The sequence below is a fragment of the Paenibacillus sp. J22TS3 genome (genome assembly GCF_018403205.1).
In the GTDB taxonomy this organism is placed as follows: Bacteria; Bacillota; Bacilli; order Paenibacillales; family Paenibacillaceae; genus Fontibacillus; species Fontibacillus tuaregi.
Genome location: NZ_BOSF01000001.1, coordinates 918,250 through 937,079 on the forward strand (window position 1 = coordinate 918,250; position 18,830 = coordinate 937,079).

Below are 18,830 nucleotides of genomic sequence, written 5' to 3' on the forward strand. Positions count from 1 at the left end.
CCAAAACAGCCGGTCATTAATTGACCGGCTGTTTGTGTTGCCGCTGCCCGCAGCAATCCAACCTCGATGTTAAGCAAGCAGCCTATTACCTGGGAAGCTCAATCGAAACTTCACGCCTCAAATCCGCCGACCGCAGCACCCCATCAATGATCGCCTGCTGAATCAGAATTTCTTCCCCTGGAATCGGGGCAGGTCTGCCATCTTTTACCGCTTCCGCAAAATCACGAATCTTCTCAAAGAACGGATCGATCTGGTGTTCAATCAAAGGCACTTCTGTAGAGGTATGGCCGCCGAAGTCGTCATGATAAAGGGTCATTGAGCCCACTTTACCGTCCCACACACCGGACCAAGGGCCGCTTCCAAAAGGCTGCACCTTCAGTCCAGCATCCGTTCCAAGGAACATCGTGGCACCGAGCGTATCCATGTGCATAGCCCAGGATATTTTGAACTGGAGGATAAGATCGTTCTCAAACCGGATCATTGCAGCCCCGAAATCCTCAACTTCAAACCTGCTAGCCTCATGGTGATAGAGCGGATTGCGCCCAAAATGATTGGATGTGCTGGCATAGACAGAAACGGGCCGGGGATATCCCAGTGTATTAAGCGCCATATCCAGCGAATAGCAGCCGATATCTGCCATCGCCCCAGCTCCCGCCAGCTTCTTGCTGATAAATGTGCCGCCCGGCATCCCTCTGCGGCGGCCGCCGCCTGTCTCTACATAGTAAACATCGCCTAATCTTCCACTCTGCACAATTTCCTTCAGCTTCTTCATATTCGGATCGTATCTCGGCTGGAAGCCTATGGACAGCCACTTTCCTGTCTCTTTAGAGACCTTGACCATATCCACCGCTTCATCAAGCATGACCGACATCGGCTTCTCCAGCAGCACGTATTTGCCTGCACGCAGGGCATCCACGGTTGTCTGATGATGGGAAGCGTTCGGCGTACAGATGCTGACCGCATCCAAGTCCATCTTAAGCAGTTCCGCATGCCCGTCAAAAGCAGCCGTTCCTACTAATTCATGCTGTTCCACAAATTGCTGGGCACGCCCAGGAAGTATGTCAGCCACGCCGACAAGGTCGACAAAGGGAAGCTTGCGGTAAGCTGCGGCATGGACGCCCGCAATGCCTCCACTTCCGATAATACCTATTCTAACCCGATCCATATCAAATCTCCTTTTTAAGTTGTGGGCCCGAAGCTGGTGGCAAGGGACTGCTGGCGCCTTCTATATGCCGCGGGAGTTAGACCGTACTTCTTCTTGAATACCGGATATAAATAGTTCACATTGGCATAACCATGTGCCAGGGCAATCGCTTCAATCGGCTTGTCATTGGTCGCCAGATCCGAGCAGATCCGGGTCATCCGAACCTCTTCCAGCTCCTCCCGGAATGTCGCCTCTCCCTCTTTGACAAAGATGCGCTGAAGCTGGCGGGGACTGACCCCCGCAGACATGGCCACCTCTTCCAGCGTAATCGGCCGTGAGGCGTTATCCTCCATATACTGCCTGGCCTGGCGGTAACGGTGGGCCGACATGTCCCGCTCAGGGATGGACACGGTCTGTTCCTCAGGTGCGAAGGCACGTACCGCTCTTAGCAGCATCTGGATAATAGCCTGCTTAAGCGAGGTATAGAACCCTACCCTCTGTTCATCATAGATCCGGTAAGCATCCAGGAAGCAGGCCATCGCATTATAACGGTCTGCGACAGGCACAGCTGAGGAGGAGTCCAGAATGCGGATGCACTCCTCGGCTTCAGACATTTCTATGCCGTCCCCCCACTCCGTAGACTTGCCCAGTTCCTCCGGCAGGGGGGTAATATCGCAATGAAGACAGAACTCATACATCGGGTCTGACTCATCTGACCACTGTTCATGAGCAACACCGGGACCTGTAATATAGAACATACCTGGCTTAAGATCATACTCCCGGTGCTCGAAAGCCACCTTCCCCCGGCCTTGTGGAATGAAATGAAGCTCGTATTCCGAATGCTGATGAAATGGGACTACCTGCCCCGGAAGAAAGGCTGTCAGATGACAGCGCAGCACCCGGATTCCATAACCGCCCCACCGAACCTGCAGGTCCAGACGGTCCAGCACATCCCACCGTTGATTCGTACGAAGCCGTGTGAATAGATCAGGCTGTCTAACCTGCTCCCGATCTTTATGCATAAACCGTCTCTCCCTTCCATTGTTTTTTAGCTGTAAATTATCCCTTCAATTCATCAATGCGGACAGCCCGGTGTTCTTGGGCTGAGAGATTAGCAGCTTCCATAAGCGAAGTTAAATCTCTGGCGATTTCAAGATTAAAGTTAAGTTCCTTGCCCTCTTGGATGTGTGTAATCCACTGGTCAAATCCGATAGGAAGCCGATCTCCTGCCTCCACCTCATCCCACCCGCTGCCTTCGCTGCTGCTAACCAGTATCTTCTCCTGCGGCAGGCCGAACAGCAGGGAACCCTCTGTCCCGTGAATTTCCACCGAGAATGGAGAACGGGCGTTCACGAATCCAGCCTCCACGATTCCTACAGCACCGCTGCCATAGCCGAGTATAACCACGGCGTTGTCTTCAACTTCCTTGCCCGTCACGTATCCAAACACCGCACTTACCTGCTCCGGCATACCCAGGAATAAACGAACCAGGTACATCGGGTGACAACCGAGATCGATCATGGCCCCTCCGCCGCACTGTTCCTTCGAATAAAAGTGAGCAGGCAGCCACCCCGCGATTGCCCCATTATGGGACAGACGGACACGGGCTTCTGTGAGTTTTCCGAGCCGTCCGCTGTCCAGCACCTCCTGAATAGCCAGCGTATAGGCCTCATACAGACGCGGCAGGGATACCGCCATTCTGACACCGGCTTTCGCAACTTCGTTCATAATTTCGTTCACTTCCTGGAGCGTTGGGGCAATGACCTTTTCCGTGAAAATATGCTTGCCTGCCCGGGCCGCCTTCACCATCACCTCGTGATGCAGATTCGTCGGCGCATCCACTACGACGGCATCAATATCTTCCCGCTGCAGCAGTTCATCCAAATCCGCAATAAACGGCACACCATATTGGGCGGCCTTCTGCTCACCGCGTACCGGGTCCTCATCCCAGATAGCCGCGAGTTCCGAATGCGGGTTATCAAGCACCTGCTGGGTATATTCTTCAGCATGCACATGCCAGTAGCTGATTTTTCCAATGCGAATCATAGGTTCACTCTCCTATACAATTTTACGACACGGGTTTAAGTTATCACAGTAAAACATATAAATATATGCACTGTAACGCCAAAAAAACTATAAATTTACGACATCCAGATTGACCCGTCTGATCGCTAGCACTCCTAAATGTCGCCTAATTGTAGTCCCTCATGCCGCATCTTTGAAATAGGCAGCGCCTTTCGCCCGTGGTACATTGACAGGGAACGCCGAACCTGGCGAAAACCACACAATGGAGGTCCACATCCTATGACACATAAATACCGGATTGGCATTATTGGCTGCGGTGGTATTGCCAATGGAAAGCATCTCCCCAGCCTGGCCAAGCTGCCAAACGTGGAGATTGCCGCATTTTGCGACTTAATCCCTGAACGTGCGGAGCAGGCACAGAGCAAGTATGGCAGTGATGACGCCAAGACGTACACTGACTATCGCGAGCTTTTGAGCGATTCATCCATAGAGATTGTACATGTGTGTACACCCAATGATTCGCATGCAGACATCTCCATTGCCGCACTTGAAGCGGGCAAGCATGTGATGTGTGAGAAACCGATGGCCAAGACCGCTGCGGATGCCAAGCGGATGCTTGATGCCGCAGAACGCACAGGCAAGAAACTGACCATTGGATATAACAACAGGTTCCGCCCCGACAGCCTTCATCTGAAGCAGATTTGCGAAGCTGGAGAACTTGGGGACATTTACTATGCCAAGGCTCACGCGATCCGCAGAAGAGCGGTACCAACCTGGGGCGTATTCCTCGACGAAGAGAAGCAGGGGGGAGGCCCGCTGATTGATATCGGAACCCACGCCCTTGATCTGACCCTCTGGATGCTGGATAACTACTCGCCGAAGATGGTGCTCGGCACGGCATACCACAAGCTCTCCCAGCGCGAGAATGCTGCCAACGCCTGGGGACCATGGGACCCGGCCGCCTTCACAGTGGAAGACTCCGCATTCGGAATGATTGTGATGGAGAACGGAGCTACCATTATGCTGGAGTCCAGCTGGGCGCTGAACAGCCTTGAAGTGGATGAAGCCAAATGTACATTAAGCGGGACCGAGGGCGGCGCGGATATGAAGGATGGGCTCCGCATCAACGGCGAGAGCCATGGGCGCTTGTATGTTAGCGAGGTTGACCTCAAATCAGGCGGTGTTGCCTTCTATTCCGGCGCATCGGAGGAGGCTCCTGATGTTGAGATGAGAATGTGGCTGGAAGCGATCGAGCAGGACAAGGAGCCGGTAGTTACCCCTAAACAGGCTTATGTCGTATCGCAAATTCTTGAAGCCATTTATGAGTCTGCCAAAACGGGGCAGGCCGTCTATCTGTCCGGCCGCTGATTCCTGCAATAGGCGCCAGAACCCCGGATTAACCGGATCTGCCCATATATAAGAAAGACCGTTCGCCCAGGCAAATGCCTAGGTGAACGGTCTTTCTTATATGTGTACCCTCTGATTGCTCCGCAGACCGGGGTACCCGCTTTAATGGTCTATCCTCTATACTTCTCCAGCTTTTTGCTCAGCGCCTGTGTATTAGCATATACCTGACGGTACAAATCAAACAGCTCCTCGTAAACTTGAACACGCTCCTTATTCGGGGATGTGACACCCGCCCGCCGGACAAAAGCATCTGCACAGTCCTCCAGCGAGGCATACCATCCCAGTCCACAGGCGGCCAGCATAGCCGCGCCCAGAGCGGGACCCTGCTCACTCTCCAGCCGGATCACCTCAGCATTGAAGATGTCCGCCTGAATCTGGAGCCACGCTTCATTTCTTGCGCCGCCGCCTATCGAAATGACACTCTCCACCTGCTGCCCGGGTTCTCTGAGAATGCGAATGGACTCGGCCAGGGAAAAGGTAATTCCCTCAACCACAGCCTTAACCAGATGATCACGGGTATGTCTGGAATCGAGCCCAATGAAGCTGCCGCGAATGGACGCGTCCCCATGAGGTGTACGCTCTCCGGGCAAGTAAGGCGTGAACAGAAGCCCTCCAGCTCCAGGCGGAATCTCATCCAGAGCCTCAAGCAGTTCATCAAAAGAACTCTGCGGCGCAAAGGTATCTCTAAACCAAGTCAGGCTGTTCCCCGCCGCCAGGGTAACCCCCATGGCATAGAAAGCATCCGCCCTGCCGTGGTTGAAGAAATGCAGCCTGCCGCCGTAATCCGCCCCCGGGTTATCCTCATAAGAGAGGATAACTCCGGAGGTACCGATGCTGCACAGCGTATCCCCCGGCCTAAGAACGCCTGCCCCAATCGCTCCGCATGCGTTGTCCGCGCCTCCGGCGAATACTTTAACCCGGCTGGTTAGCCCGGCAGCCGCAGCGATTTCCGGCAGCAATGTGCCCGTGCCAGCGTCAGATGAGACAAGCGGCGGGCAGAGCTCCGTCGGAATGCCAAAGGCCGACAAGATTTCCGGGCTCCAAGCCTTGGCCGGAACATTCAGCATCAAGGTTCCTGCCGCGTCCGAATAATCCATGGCGATTTGACCGGTAAGGCGGAACCTCAAATAATCCTTAGGCAGCAGGAACACCGCAGCTTGCCGGAACAGCTCCGGCTCATGCTCGCGTACCCAGAGCAGCTTCGGCAGGGTGAACCCCTCCAGAGCCGGATTTCTGGCATATTTGAGAAGATCGTCGCCCAGTTTGGCTTCAATTTCACGGCATTGCGCCGTTGTGCGGGTATCGTTCCAGAGTATCGCATGGCGGAGAACCCGGTGCTGCTTATCCAGCAGGACGAGGCCGTGCATTTGCCCGGAGAAGCTCATCCCGGTCACAGCTTCCGGGTCTACGCCGGAAGCCTCGATCAATCTGCCCAGGGCTTTGATTGTCATGTTGATCCAAAGTTCCGGGTCCTGTTCGCTGTACCCGGATCTCAGTTGAATTAATGGGTACGATTCTGCGGCCTCACCGCATATTCTCCCCTTCTGGTCTACCAACAAGGCCTTAACCGAGCTGGTCCCGAGGTCAATCCCTATTACATACTCCATCCGATAACCTCCTTACTGTTACAGAAGACAAATTCCAAGGCCTTCCCCTTATCCGGGAATTAGAGATCACCGAGGATATATTGATTGAATACCGAACGGATCAGCTCCAGACGGCCGGATTTGTTACGGACAGGATTATTTTGCAAAGCATGGGCCTCAAGAGATTTCAGAGTCGCCCGACCGGATACGATCTCCTGTCCAATTCCCTCCTTAAAGCTTGCATATCTTTCATCCAAAATGTTCTCAAACACACGGTCCTCTATCATCTTATAGGCAACTTTAAGCCCTTTCGCATAAGCGTCCATTCCAGCAATATGAGCATAGAACAGGTCTTCCGGCTCAAAGGACCCCCGGCGCACCTTTGCATCAAAATTCACTCCGCCCCGGCCCAGGCCGCCGTTCTTAAGCACCTCAACCATTGTGAGTGTAGTCGTGTACAGATCTTGCGGGAATTCATCAGTGTCCCATCCAAGCAGCATATCCCCCTGGTTCGCGTCCAGTGACCCAAGAACCCCGTTGATCCGGGCAACCCTGAGCTCGTGCTCGAACGTATGGCCTGCAAGTGTGGCGTGATTCGCTTCAAGGTTGAGCTTGAAGTGATCCTTCAGACCGTACTTGTGCAGAAAAGCCAGCGTGGTCGCGGCATCGAAATCGTACTGGTGCTTGGTCGGCTCCTTCGGCTTCGGCTCAATCAGGAACTGGGCGTCAAAGCCGATTTCCTTCGCATAGTCTATCGCCATATGGTAGAGGCGGGCCAGATTGTCCAGCTCAAACTCCATATCCGTATTCAGCAGTGTCTCATATCCTTCACGTCCACCCCAGAAGACATAGTTCTCCGCCCCAAGCTCCTTGCCCACTTCAAGCCCCTTCTTAACCTGGGCCGCGGCATAAGCGTACACCTCAGCATTGCTTGTAGTGCCGGCGCCATGTGTGAACCGCGGATGGGTGAACATGTTGGCAGTATTCCACAACAGCTTCGTGTCACTGGTCTTCATGTATTCCTTAATCATATCTACAATAACATCCAGATTGCGGTTCGTCTCCTGCAGCGTGTCCCCTTCGGGAGCAATATCCCGGTCATGGAAGCAGAAGAACGGTACCTTCAGCTTGCTGTAAAATTCAAACGAAGCCTCTACACGCGCCTTGGCCAGATCCAGGCCGGAGTATGTATCCCATCCGCGGATAGCTGTACCCGAACCGAAAGGATCAGTTCCATTTGCCGTAAAGGTATGCCAGTATGCGACTGCAAACCGAAGATGCTCCTCCATCGTCTTGCCGCCAAGCTGCTCCTTGGCATTATAATACTTAAAAGCAAATGGATTCGTTGATGATTGCCCTTCGTAAGCGATTTCATGAACATTTGAAAAATAACTCATTGTTCAGCCTCCCTAAACCCAGAATGTTGTTCCTGCCACTATAATACTCCTGTCTACTTAGTTTGTCTATTGGATAAACTAAGTTATTGCTTATTTTTATTGTCCGTTCTACACTGGGTACAATGAACGTATTTCAGCAATTGAGGTGTATCCATGCAGCAGCTTACTGGCGACCAGTCCCTGGTCAAACAAATCAACAGCTCCATTGTGCTTGATCTTGTCCGTACCCACTCTCCGATCTCACGTGCAGAGGTGTCGGTAAAATCAGGCCTGAATAAAGGAACCGTCTCCAACCTTGTGAACCAGCTCATTGAGAGTGGTCTGGTTCGGGAACTTGGACAAGGAGAATCAAGCGGCGGAAGAAAGCCCGTGCTCCTAGAATTCAATCAGCAGGCCGGATACGCTATAGGCGTGGATGTCCGCGTGGACATGGTGTCTCTGGTCCTCTGCGATCTTCACGGCAATGTGGTCGACCAGGCCGAACATACCTTTGATTCGAGAGCTCCTGAACATGTATATCAGGTGCTTGCGGATGCGGTGAGATGCTTCATCCATACCGCCCCGAAGAGTCATTATGGCGTAGTAGGGATTGGGGCGGGAGTTCCCGGAATTGTGGACGGTGAAGGGAACGTCTTGTTCGCGCCTAACCTGGAGTGGCGGGATGTGCCGCTCGGCCGCTGGCTGCGGGAGGAGTTCTTGCTTCCTGTTGCCATTGACAACGAAGCGAACGCCGGAGCTTTAGGAGAACGGCAGTACGGTGCCGGGCAGGACAGCAATCATTTGGTCTACTTAAGCGTCAGCCATGGCATCGGTACAGGGATTGTCATAGGCGAGGGAATTTATAAAGGGGCCTATGGCTATTCCGGGGAGGCTGGACACACCACCATTGAGGTAGACGGCAAGCTGTGCAGCTGTGGAAATTATGGCTGCTGGGAGCTGTATGCTTCCGAGCGGGCGCTCATGGAGGAGGCAAGCCGGTCTGGCAGCTTGATGCAGGCGTTCCCTCCCGGCAAAAGTGCTGCCGAAGGAAGCAGGAGTGCGATGCGGCTTGAGCACCTTATTCAGCTTGCCGAAGACGGTAATCCCGAGGCCGAGACGCTGCTGAAGAACAACGGGCGTTATCTGGGCATCGGAATTGCCAATCTAATCAATATATTTAATCCGGAACTGATCATCATCGGGAACCGGATCGCCCTTGCCGAAGCTTGGATTGCTGATGAAATCAAAAACACTGTCCAAGCCCGGTCTCTCCCCTTCCACAAGGACAAGGTCCGCATTGAATTTTCCCATCTGAGCATGGGAGCCGTGATGCTTGGGGCAGCCTCCATGGCACTCAACCAGTTCTTCGATAAAATGAGGGTGTCTGTCGAGAAGGCACACCGGTAGCAGCAGACAGAGTCAAATCCAATCTCATTAGCGAATCAAACTCCATTAACATTAGCGAATCAAACTCCATTAATTGGTTATGTTAATAGTAAGTGTCAATAAAAGGGGCTGATATGGATGAGTACGTTATATGAGAAGTTTGGCGGTGAGGAGAGCATTGCGAAGGTCGTTGACTATTTCTACGATCTGGTAATGGCAGATGAGACGGTAAACAAGTTTTTTGAACATACAGATATGAAAAAACAGCGTACGCATCAAACCAAGTTTATCAGTTACGCTTTAGGCGGCCCGAACCAATATACCGGCGGTGCCATGTCCAAAGTTCATACAGGCATGAATTTGCAGCCTGTCCATTTCGATGCCATTGTTAAACATCTCCGCGAAGCCCTGCTGCATTTTGGGATCAGTGAAGCGGATGCCGGACAGGCGCTTGAGAAGGTCGAGGCTCTGCGTGGGGACATTATTTATAAGTGATGGTGGCTCAACCCGTTCAGGAATTTAAAATCAGCACGAATCGTTAAAAGAATCAGGGGCCGTCTCAAAAGACGGCCCCTGATTCTTTATAGGAATTCGGTTTGTGCTCAAAAGGCTTCGAGCACAAACGTCGCTCCCGTCGCTGTTGGTTGTGGATTTCTTGGTATTATCCTAAGGGGATGACATCCAAAACCAAAGGCGTCCGCTAGCGTTTGCCCACAGTCTCTTGACAAAGCAAACACATATATCCTTCTATAGGTCCAAGCCTGCTTCAATAAACACAGTTTTAATTTCGTAAGGCAAGAACTTTAAAGTGATTCGATCTTCTGTCACTGGAATTTCTTCACCGGCTTCTTCCAGAGCATTGGAGTCATATACCCGGTTGATGGAATACGGCCAGCGAAGTGAAATCTCTTCCCGGCCACCTGCGGATTCATAGAACCGGAGGATGAAGCCCCTTCCATCTTCTGCCGGCTTCACGGTGTCCAGCACAACATGCTGGCTGCTTAGCTCCAGAAGTGATCCAATGGCTGGAAGTTTCCCTGTGCCTGGAACTGTCCTGCGAACGGGAGTCTCAAGGTTCAGCTCGGCAGCCGCCCGCAGCGTATGGGACGCGCGCCAATCCCCTTCATGCGGAAGCAGCGAATACGTAAATTCGTGCTCTCCCTGGTCTGCCGTCACGTCCGGCCATTTAGGGGCACGGAGCAGCGACAACCGGATTGTGCTGCCCTGAACATCATAACCATATTTGCAGTCATTCAGCAGACTGACGCCATACCCGTGTTCAGACACATCCGCGAACCGGTGCCCGCAGACCTCATACTGAGCCTGCTCCCAGCTCGTATTCCGGTGAGTTGGCCGCTCTAACGAGCCAAATGGAATCTCAAATGTGGCCTTGTCCGCTACCACATGGACTGGAAAGCCCACTTTGAGAAGCTTATGGCTTTCCTTCCAGCTAACCCGGGTCTTAAAATCAATCCGACGGTCCTGATGATAGAAAATTAAATCCTGTTCAATTTCGGACTCATGTATCCGCCAGCGGAATCTAAGAACGTCCCGGACAGCTCCCTGAGCGAGAACCTTCTTCTCAAGCAGCTCCGGTGTTCCTGCTGGCTGCTCCTCATATCGGTCGTCAATATCCCAAGCATCCCAGAGCGTCGGACGGTCATGGAAGAAGCCAAACCGGTTCGCACATTCGCCCGGCTTCACGACCTCTCGCCCAGCAGTCTTGTCATACAGGCTGGTGATTTCCCCGCGCTCATTAAAGCGAACCTTATACAATCCCGTCTCCCAGATATCCTCAAGGGTGGATGCCGCCAGCTCAGCAGGTGCTGCCGTTCCTTTCGGAACAAGCCAGAAGGCTGCATATCCGAATGCCGGGATATCCGGTACCCGAATAGCTATTCCACCTTCTTCAGGCTCGGATTGAAGCTCTGTTCCATTCCAGCCGTACGGAACAAAATGTTGACCCGCATCTGTATCCAGATGAATGACTGCACTGCGGCTCCAGCCTAGACTGTTGAAGACCACATAAGGTGTGCCTTCCCGGGCTGGGTCTATGTCAATCTGCCCCGCCAGCAGCCCCAGCCCCGTATCCAAGGCAGAGTTCCCCTTGGCGAAGATCGTCTTATACTCTTTCTCTGACGTCTCATACGCTTCCGTGATAGCTGAACCCGGAATAATATCATGGAACTGGTTCAGCAGAATCAGCTTCCATCCATCATGCAGATCGCCTCTAAGCTGCGCCTCCTCCGGCTTCTCCATCCATGGCAGGGCCAGCGAATTCCAGACCTCAGCCTCTCGGTAGAGAACCTCGGCCCGGCGGTTATGACGCTTATTGCGCGCATGTGTGGTATAAGTTCCGCGGTGAAGCTCCAGATACAGATCACCATGCCAGCTCGGAAGCTTCGGCCGGGACTGGTCAATTCTGTTGAAGAATTCGGCAGCCGTGCTGTGGACAGAAGCGGGCTGTCCGACCATCAGGTCTGACCGGTCGATATACTCTAGCATTTCACGGGTCACGCCGCCTCCGCCATCCCCATGCCCGTACAGGAGCATTTGCTCGGGATGCCGGTCTTTCTCCCGGTAAGACTGCCAATGATCATGTATATCCTTCGGCAGGGTATTTTCGTTAACGCCGTGATTGAGATAGGACAGGATGGGGGTACCGTCGATCCCTACCCAGTAAAACAGGTCATAAGGGAACCGGTTCGTATCGTTCCACCCCAGCTTGGTCGTCATAAAATAGTTCACGCCGCCATGCTTTAGGATTTGGGGCAGAGAGGCGCAGTAGCCGAACGTGTCTGGCAGCCACTCAATTGCCGAGGTTCTCCCGAACTCTTCCTGATAGAACCGCTGCCCGTACAGCATTTGACGGATCAGGGACTCCCCGCTGGGGATGTTCAAATCGGGCTCTACCCACATGCCTCCAACCAGCTCCCAGCGCCCTTCCTTAATCCTGGCCTTAACACGCTCATACAGATCAGGGTCGTTTTCTTTCAGAAAAGCGAACAGCTGCGGCTGGCTCTGAGCATACAGGTAACCTGGATACTCCTCCATCAGCCGGTCCACCGTTGAGAAGGTCCGACTGGTCTTGCGGACGGTCTCCCGAACCGGCCACAGCCAGGCAACATCAATATGAGACTGTCCGACCATATGCTCCAAGCCTTCCGCATTGCCCCCTATGTCTTTGACTTCCCGGCGGAGTCCAGCTTCAATTTCCGTAATTGCGGGACCTTCCCGGATTGCATCGGAATCCAGACCTATAAAGCGGTCCATCGAGCGGTAAAGAGCCTGGATCAAACGGGTGCGGCGGAAATCCCCCTCGCCCAGCAGCTGCGCCGTGTCTCTAACGACAATCACGGTGTACATGAGGCTTCTTACGGGCTCATTAGGAAGCACAAGAAGACTCGTTACGGCGCTAATCGGAGGCTGAATGACTGCCTGACGATTCAGCGGGTCAACCGGCTCAGGTACCGGATCGAACAGTTCAATCTCAAGCTCGGGAGCCCTTCCGGTTTGGGCAGGGTCCAGCGTCACATACGCATGATTGCGGTCCAGGCCTTGATACGATTCACGATTCACCCGCAGCAGCCCTTCTCCGCCGGACTCGAACACCAGCCCAAACGGGCCGTCTCCCCAATCCGCGGGAAGCGTAGGCTGGGCCCTGAAGAAATATGTGGTCCCCTGTGTACTGGGGAAAGGATTCAAATCTTCCCCTTCAGGGTACGGAAGCTTGTTCTCATACACTCCAGGCAGCTTGTAATAGGCCCGCGTGATCTCCCAGCGAAGCTCGCGTTGATAGAGCCACTGGCATTCCGACAATTCCCGGATAAAACGCCTGATTCGTTCCATTCCCATCAATTCTCCTTCCGGACTCTGAATTCCGCATATAGGGTATCCATTACATTACGGCCAATATGGACCTGGAACATTCCCGGTTCCACTACAGGCTTCATATCCAAACCGATAAATTGGAGATGTTCGCTTCCAATCGTGAAGACTACAGTCCGGGTCTCACCCGGCTTCAATTCAATCTTCTCGAATCCTTTAAGTTCCTTCAGCGGGCGTGTTACCGAGCTGACCACATCCGAGATATACAGCTGAACCACCTCAGCCCCTTCCCGGCTGCCTGTATTCGTGACATCAACTTCAGCCCTTACGGTATCCCCTTCGGAAATCTCGGAAGCGGACAATCTCAGATTGCTGTAGCTGAATGAAGTATAACTAAGTCCGTAGCCGAACGGATATCTTGGGCTTGAGTCCGTCTCCAGATAGCGTTTCCCTCTGGACCGCTTGCCGTTGTAATACACCGGAAGCTGGCCTACATGCTTCGGTATAGAGACGGTCAGCCGTCCAGACGGGTTCACATCCCCGAATAGAATGTCGGCGATTGCATACCCGCCTTCCTGCCCAGGATACCAGGCTTCGAGTACCGCATCCGCATGTTCATCCACCCAAGGCTCGGCGATCGGGCGGCCATTGATATATACCACAACAACGGGCTTGCCCAGCTTGTGGATTTCCTGCATAAGCTCCAGCTGGACCCCGGACAGCGTAAGCGTCATCCGATCGATTCCTTCGCCGCAGTCCATATCGCTCCAGGACTCATCCGAAACGGTGGAAGCCCCTGTTCTCAGGTCAATCGTTCCTTCCCCGAAATCCCGGGCACTTGATCCGCCAACCGCCATCACAACGATGTCCGCCTGGCTTGCACAATGGAGTGCCTGCTCGAATCCTTCCTTGGAGCCGCCTCTGATTCGGCAGCCTGGCGCGTACAGCACTCGTTCCTCATCACCTGGGAGCTTGCCGAGAATTCCTTTCAGCAGGGTTGCCACCTTGGATTTCGGCTGAGGTGACGTATAATCTCCCAGTTGGTTGTAACCCTGGTCTGCGTTAGGACCGATGACTGCAACACGTCCCGCCGCCTTAGACAGCGGTAGAACCCCCTCATTCTTCAGCAGCACTGCTCCTTCCGCTGCAAGCTGCCGGGCCAGCCGAATATGTTCCGGATGGCCGATTACCTCTTCGGCACGTTTGGGATCTGCATAAGGCTGCTCGAACAGCCCAAGCCGGAATTTCAGCGCAAGCACCCGCCGCACAGCCTGATCAAGCACGTCCATCTCAAGCTGGCCGTCATTCACCGCATCGACCAAATACTTGCCGAACATTTCCCCCGACATTTCCATATCAATTCCCGCACGTATGGCTTGTATCGCCGCATCCGGTCCGTCTTCAGCGGTATCATGGCCATCTGCCAGCATGTTGATCGCTCCACAATCCGTGATAACCATACCATCAAATCCCCACATCTTCCGGAGGACCCCGTCCAGCAGCCCGGTATGCACAGTACATGGAATTCCGTCTATCTCGTTGTAGGCCGGCATAATTGATGCGGCTCCGGCTTCAACTGCCCGTTGGAACGGATACAGGTCCTTCTCCAGCAGCTCCCGCCAGCCCATTTGCGCGGGTCCGGCATTTCTGCCGCCTTCCGGGCTTCCGTAACCCGCGAAGTGTTTCAAGGTAGCCGCTACACTGTTCTGGCTGTCCAGCCCTTCCCCTTGCAGACCTTCAACGGCTGCCGCAGCGAATTCTCCGATGAGATACGGGTCTTCCCCGAAGCACTCCTCTGTTCTTCCCCACCGGGGGTCACGGACCACATCAAGCACCGGGGAATACGTCACGGCTCCTCCCTGTGCGCGTGTCTCCTTGGCTACAGCCCGGCACATTTCGCGGTACAACGGAACGTTCCAGGTGCTGCCCAGCAGCAGCGGCACCGGGAACACCGTTCCGTCGATCGCCATATGCCCATGCGAGCACTCTTCCCCGATCAGGATCGGAATGCCCAGCCGGGATTGTTCCACGGCATAACGCTGAATCAGGTTGACCGCCTCGGCACCTTCACGGGCAGACAGCCCGTTCTCTAAGGTTACTCCGGTCCAAGGATCGGCGCGAAGAACACCATACAAGGAACCTACACCGCCTTGAGCCACCTGTTCCTTAAAGGAATCGCTTAACGTAACCGTTCCTTCTCTATTCTCATAGGTTAGCCAGCCAAAAGGCTGCACAAGCTGGCCCACCTTTTCTTCCGTAGTCATAAGCTTGAGCAGATGCTCCACCCGCTCTTCAACTGATTTCGTCTTGTCTTTGTAAGTCAGCACCTGGTTTCGAACCTCCCCGCTATCCAATAGTTTAGTATTTTCTCTATTCTTTCACTGCTCCAACTGTAAGGCCTTGAACAAAGTAACGTTGGAAGAACGGATATGCAAATATAATCGGCAGCGTCGCCAGCACGACCATCGCCATCCGGGATGTATCCTGCGGAATCGATTGAAGAGCCGTCATACTCAGCGAGCTGTTCTGAGAGTTCTGTTGGATGAACTGAATGCTTGACTCGATACGCATCAGCATGGATTGCAGCGGCACCAGGTTCGGGTTCTCAATGTAGAGAAGCGCGTTAAACCAGTCATTCCAGTAGCCGAGTGTACTGAACAAGCCAATTGTGGCAAGTCCCGGAAGGGAGAGAGGAAGTACGATTTTCAGGAAAATATAAAAGTCTCCTGCCCCGTCAATCCGTCCCGACTCAATAATCGCATCCGGCACACTCGTACTGTAGAACGTGCGCAGAATCATAATATAGAAGGCGTTCACCGCGAGCGGCAGCACAAGCGCCCAAATCGTATCTTTAAGACCAAGAAGCTGGGAGACCACCATATAGGTTGGAATCATACCGCCGTTGAACAGCATGGTCAGAATCGCATATACCGAGAAAAAACGGCGGTAGCGGAAGCTCTTTCTTGAAATTGCATAGGCATACACCGAAATCAGCATCAGACTGATCAAGGTTCCCAGCAGCGTAACGAGGATCGTTACCCCGTAAGAACGAAGCAGCATATCTCCAGTCTGGAACACGAACCGGTAAGCCTCCAGACTCCATTTTGCCGGAAGCAGACGATACCCGTCCCGGGCAAGGGTCTTCTCATCGGTTAAGGAAATAATGACAACAAACAAGAACGGGAATACACAGAGAAAAGCAAACAGTCCTGCGATGATGTTCAGCACCACATTCCAGCCGCGCGACACGTTGTGGAAATCCCGCTTTCTTTTAATAACCTCGGCCATAATAGAGCACTCCTCTCATCAAAGTCCTAGAATAAGGCACTGTCTTTATCAATTTTGCGGACCACGAAGTTGGACACCATGACAAGAATGAAGCCTACAACAGACTGGTACAGACCGGCTGCGGTGCTCATTCCAATCTCACCGGTTGTTTTCAAGCCGCGGTATACATAGGTATCAATAACGTTGGTCACAGAGTACAGCGTTCCTGAATCCCTTGGCACCTGATAGAAGAGTCCAAAGTCTGCATAGAAAATACGCCCAACTGCCAACAGCGTCATAATGATAATGATTGGCGACAGCATCGGGATCGTGATGCTCCGGATCTGCTGCCATTTGCTTGCACCGTCAATCATAGCAGCTTCATAAAGCGACTTATCGATACCCATGATGGAGGCAAGATATACGACACTGCTGTATCCAACGGCTTTCCACAGATTCACGAGTATCAGAATGTAAGGCCAATACTTGGCTTCCGAATACCACTGAATCGGTTCGGCTCCGAACCAACCCAGAATCTGGTTGAGCATTCCCCGATCCAGGCTCAGGAAGCTGAACGCGAAATAGCCAACAATAACCCAAGATAGGAAGTACGGCAGGAACATCCCCGTCTGGTAGATTTTGGCCATCTTCTTACTCACCAGCTCAGACAGCAGGATGGCCATCGCAACGGAAAGGACAAGGCCTAAGAAGATAAATGCGATATTATAAAGCAGGGTGTTGCGCGTGATGATAAAGGCATCATCCGTAGTGAACAGGAACTTGAAGTTCTTCCAGCCAACCCACTCACTCTTGGCGATACTGGCCCAGAAGCCCTCCCGGCTGAACCGGTACTGCTTGAATGCCACGATGGTACCTACCAAGGGTAGATAGGAGAAGAAGAAGAACCAGATGGCTCCAGGCAGTACCATGAACAGCATGACTTTGTTCTTTACCAGATTCTTGAAAAACTGAACCATAAGTTTCCCTCCCGAAGTGATAATGAAAAGGACCGGGCGACCATTCACCCGCCCGATCCTTCATATGCTCTGTATTTAAGATTTACTTCCCGCCGTTCGCTTTCCAGGCATCAAGCTGGCTTTGGGCTTCAGAAATTACTTTATCAAGTCCGGCCTCTTTGAATTTCGCGATAGCTTTATCCAGATTTGTAGCAGGATCCAGCGTACCGGTCATCAATGCTGCCCAGAACTGCTCTTTCACGTTCTGTACTGCGGCAAGCTCAGAAGAAACCTTGCTGCTGTCAAAGTTAAAGCTGAGGATTGGAGAATTTTTACCTGCTGCATTAAACTTCTTGAACTCATCCCATTTGTTGTCTGGATCGTTCTGGTTCAAGTAGAGCAGCATGTTGTTACCAAGAGAGTAAGATGGCATGTCATAGCTCTTAGAAGCTGGCAGGTTCTCGATATGCTTGTCATTCACTTTCTTGTAATGCTCACCTTCGATACCGGAGTCCACCATGTTGCGAAGAACCGGATCTGTATTAAGCAGATTCAGGAATTCCATCGCCTTCTCCGGATGTTCGGAGTTCGCGGAGATCGCCATAATCGAACCTTGAACAGAAGTGTTCGTGATAATCGCATCACTTGCCGGTGTGGAAACTACAGGATATCCATAGCTTTGAGACCATGCGTTGTCCGCCAGCGGCTGGGTCTGTGCACGGTCAAGGAACCATTTGCCGGAAGTCGTCAAGTCATTAGTTGAGCCTGTAGTTGCTGCTTCTGCAGACACATAACCGGCTTTGTAGTACTTGTGCATCGTTGTCAAAGCTTCCTTCATTTCTGGAGTTTCCAGAATGTTGACAATTTTGTAGTCCTTGGTGTCAAGCTTCACTGCCATTGGAAGATTCTGAATGATGTAGTCATATGGGACATAAGGAACGTACTGCTTATCCATCGAGAATGGCGTTACACCGTTCTCTTTTTCTTTAATAGTTTTAAGCAGTGGCTCCAGGCTGTCCAGGGAGCGGACATTCGAGATATCCAGCTTGTATTTATCAAGCAAATTCTTGTTGAAGCGCCATACCTCTTGCTGAGGAAGCTCCTTGTTCGCTGGAATACCATAGTTGTGGCCGTCCACTTTGGAACCGCTCAGGAATGCCGGGTCAATCGTCTTCTTGAGATCCTGACCATACTTCTCGATCAAATCGTCCAGCTTATAGAACGCGCCTTTTCTCGCATTTTGCACGTAGTCGAAACCGCCTGCCGAGGTGAAGATAATATCCATCGGTTCACCAGATGCGACATTAACCTGCATTTTCTGAGCATAGTCGCCCCAGTCAATCATCTTCATCTTGATCGTTGCGTTAATTTTCTCTTTGGTATATTTGCTGACCTCCGCCATAACCTTGTCCACATCTTTCTGTGGAGTTCCGATGGTATACCAGATCAGCTCGACCGGCTTGCTATCCGCAGAGCCTGAGCCGCCCTCCGCGCTGTCCTTGCTTCCGCCGCAAGCACTGAGTACAAGCGACAGTGACATGAGAGTCGCCAGTACAAAAGAAAATCTTTTTTTCATCTTGCCCATGTGTGAATCCTCCTTTAAGTTATACATGACTCCCCGTACTTCATTGTAAAAACCCTGCTGCAGCAAGGCTGCCGCCTCTGTGGTGTTCCCGCAGCAGCTATCTTAACCTTATCGGATGAAAGCATTTTCAAAAAGAAGATAAAATTAATATAATCGGATATAAATTAAAGGAAAAATAAAAACGCTACCAATCATCTCCTAAAAAAGAGGGATACGCTTTCATTAATTTATCTGCCCGTAAGTAAGAAAGCATTCCCGGACTGCCTCCCT

Annotated in this window: 13 protein-coding genes; 3 read left to right on the top strand and 10 right to left on the bottom strand. The window is 52.5% G+C overall.

What is annotated here, in order from left to right; all coding sequences use genetic code 11:
- Window positions 1-85: 85 nt before the first annotated feature.
- Genes KJS63_RS04355 through KJS63_RS04365 form a run of 3 tightly spaced genes read right to left on the bottom strand, consistent with a single transcriptional unit; the run spans window position 86 to window position 3,190 of the window.
- On the bottom strand, window positions 86-1,165 hold the full coding sequence (locus KJS63_RS04355) for a Gfo/Idh/MocA family protein (protein ID WP_213618061.1): 1,080 nt from the start codon (window positions 1,163-1,165) through the stop codon (window positions 86-88).
- A gap of 14 nt (window positions 1,166-1,179) precedes the next feature.
- Window positions 1,180-2,166, bottom strand: a complete 987-nt coding sequence (locus KJS63_RS04360; RefSeq protein WP_213618062.1) for an AraC family transcriptional regulator — start codon at window positions 2,164-2,166, stop codon at window positions 1,180-1,182.
- Between the two features lie 37 nt (window positions 2,167-2,203).
- Window positions 2,204-3,190, bottom strand: a complete 987-nt coding sequence (locus tag KJS63_RS04365; RefSeq protein ID WP_213618063.1) for a Gfo/Idh/MocA family protein — start codon at window positions 3,188-3,190, stop codon at window positions 2,204-2,206.
- Window positions 3,191-3,448: 258 nt separating this feature from the next.
- Between KJS63_RS04365 and KJS63_RS04370 the strand changes: the two genes are divergently transcribed.
- A complete protein-coding gene (locus KJS63_RS04370; protein ID WP_213618064.1) occupies window positions 3,449-4,537 on the top strand; it encodes a Gfo/Idh/MocA family protein in 1,089 nt (362 codons plus the stop codon).
- A gap of 149 nt (window positions 4,538-4,686) precedes the next feature.
- Here the strand turns inward: KJS63_RS04370 and xylB are convergent, their stop codons facing one another.
- A complete protein-coding gene (gene xylB / locus KJS63_RS04375) occupies window positions 4,687-6,183 on the bottom strand; it encodes a xylulokinase (RefSeq protein WP_213618065.1) in 1,497 nt (498 codons plus the stop codon).
- 59 nt (window positions 6,184-6,242) lie between these two features.
- Complete coding sequence (xylA, locus tag KJS63_RS04380) at window positions 6,243-7,559, bottom strand: xylose isomerase (protein WP_213618066.1); 1,317 nt, start codon at window positions 7,557-7,559, stop codon at window positions 6,243-6,245.
- Window positions 7,560-7,712: 153 nt separating this feature from the next.
- Here xylA and KJS63_RS04385 point away from each other — a divergent pair, with 153 nt between their 5' ends.
- Window positions 7,713-8,945, top strand: a complete 1,233-nt coding sequence (locus KJS63_RS04385) for an ROK family transcriptional regulator (RefSeq protein ID WP_213618067.1) — start codon at window positions 7,713-7,715, stop codon at window positions 8,943-8,945.
- A 117-nt stretch (window positions 8,946-9,062) separates the two neighbouring features.
- Window positions 9,063-9,419 carry a group I truncated hemoglobin gene (locus tag KJS63_RS04390; RefSeq protein WP_213618068.1) on the top strand — a complete coding sequence of 119 codons (357 nt, stop codon included), beginning with the start codon at window positions 9,063-9,065 and terminating at the stop codon, window positions 9,417-9,419.
- A 252-nt stretch (window positions 9,420-9,671) separates the two neighbouring features.
- Here KJS63_RS04390 and KJS63_RS04395 read toward each other — a convergent pair whose 3' ends face one another.
- From KJS63_RS04395 to KJS63_RS04415, 5 genes are all read right to left on the bottom strand, one after another.
- Entirely contained in the window at window positions 9,672-12,773 is a 3,102-nt protein-coding gene (locus tag KJS63_RS04395) for an alpha-mannosidase (RefSeq protein ID WP_213618069.1), read from the bottom strand.
- Window positions 12,774-12,778: 5 nt separating this feature from the next.
- On the bottom strand, window positions 12,779-15,079 hold the full coding sequence (locus tag KJS63_RS04400; RefSeq protein ID WP_244862482.1) for a glycoside hydrolase family 3 N-terminal domain-containing protein: 2,301 nt from the start codon (window positions 15,077-15,079) through the stop codon (window positions 12,779-12,781).
- Between the two features lie 43 nt (window positions 15,080-15,122).
- Window positions 15,123-16,040: a carbohydrate ABC transporter permease gene (locus KJS63_RS04405; protein ID WP_068616104.1), complete on the bottom strand. Its 918-nt coding sequence runs from the start codon at window positions 16,038-16,040 to the stop codon at window positions 15,123-15,125.
- 26 nt (window positions 16,041-16,066) lie between these two features.
- Window positions 16,067-16,996: an ABC transporter permease gene (locus tag KJS63_RS04410; RefSeq protein ID WP_213618070.1), complete on the bottom strand. Its 930-nt coding sequence runs from the start codon at window positions 16,994-16,996 to the stop codon at window positions 16,067-16,069.
- Window positions 16,997-17,078: 82 nt separating this feature from the next.
- The gene (locus KJS63_RS04415; protein WP_213618071.1) at window positions 17,079-18,560 is read right to left on the bottom strand and encodes an ABC transporter substrate-binding protein; all 1,482 of its coding nucleotides are present in this window, start codon (window positions 18,558-18,560) and stop codon (window positions 17,079-17,081) included.
- Window positions 18,561-18,830 lie beyond the last annotated feature (270 nt).

Excerpts from the sequence above, each read along its gene's own strand:
- KJS63_RS04360 (WP_213618062.1), bottom strand. The coding sequence starts at position 2,166 with ATGCATAAAGATCGGGAGCAGGTTAGACAGCCTGATCTATTCACACGG.
- KJS63_RS04390 (WP_213618068.1), top strand. The coding sequence starts at position 9,063 with ATGAGTACGTTATATGAGAAGTTTGGCGGTGAGGAGAGCATTGCGAAG.
- KJS63_RS04355 (WP_213618061.1), bottom strand. The coding sequence starts at position 1,165 with ATGGATCGGGTTAGAATAGGTATTATCGGAAGTGGAGGCATTGCGGGC.
- KJS63_RS04410 (WP_213618070.1), bottom strand. The coding sequence starts at position 16,996 with ATGGTTCAGTTTTTCAAGAATCTGGTAAAGAACAAAGTCATGCTGTTC.
- KJS63_RS04405 (WP_068616104.1), bottom strand. The coding sequence starts at position 16,040 with ATGGCCGAGGTTATTAAAAGAAAGCGGGATTTCCACAACGTGTCGCGC.
- xylB (WP_213618065.1), bottom strand. The coding sequence starts at position 6,183 with ATGGAGTATGTAATAGGGATTGACCTCGGGACCAGCTCGGTTAAGGCC.
- KJS63_RS04395 (WP_213618069.1), bottom strand. The coding sequence starts at position 12,773 with ATGGAACGAATCAGGCGTTTTATCCGGGAATTGTCGGAATGCCAGTGG.
- KJS63_RS04415 (WP_213618071.1), bottom strand. The coding sequence starts at position 18,560 with ATGGGCAAGATGAAAAAAAGATTTTCTTTTGTACTGGCGACTCTCATG.
- xylA (WP_213618066.1), bottom strand. The coding sequence starts at position 7,559 with ATGAGTTATTTTTCAAATGTTCATGAAATCGCTTACGAAGGGCAATCA.
- KJS63_RS04370 (WP_213618064.1), top strand. The coding sequence starts at position 3,449 with ATGACACATAAATACCGGATTGGCATTATTGGCTGCGGTGGTATTGCC.
- KJS63_RS04385 (WP_213618067.1), top strand. The coding sequence starts at position 7,713 with ATGCAGCAGCTTACTGGCGACCAGTCCCTGGTCAAACAAATCAACAGC.
- KJS63_RS04365 (WP_213618063.1), bottom strand. The coding sequence starts at position 3,190 with ATGATTCGCATTGGAAAAATCAGCTACTGGCATGTGCATGCTGAAGAA.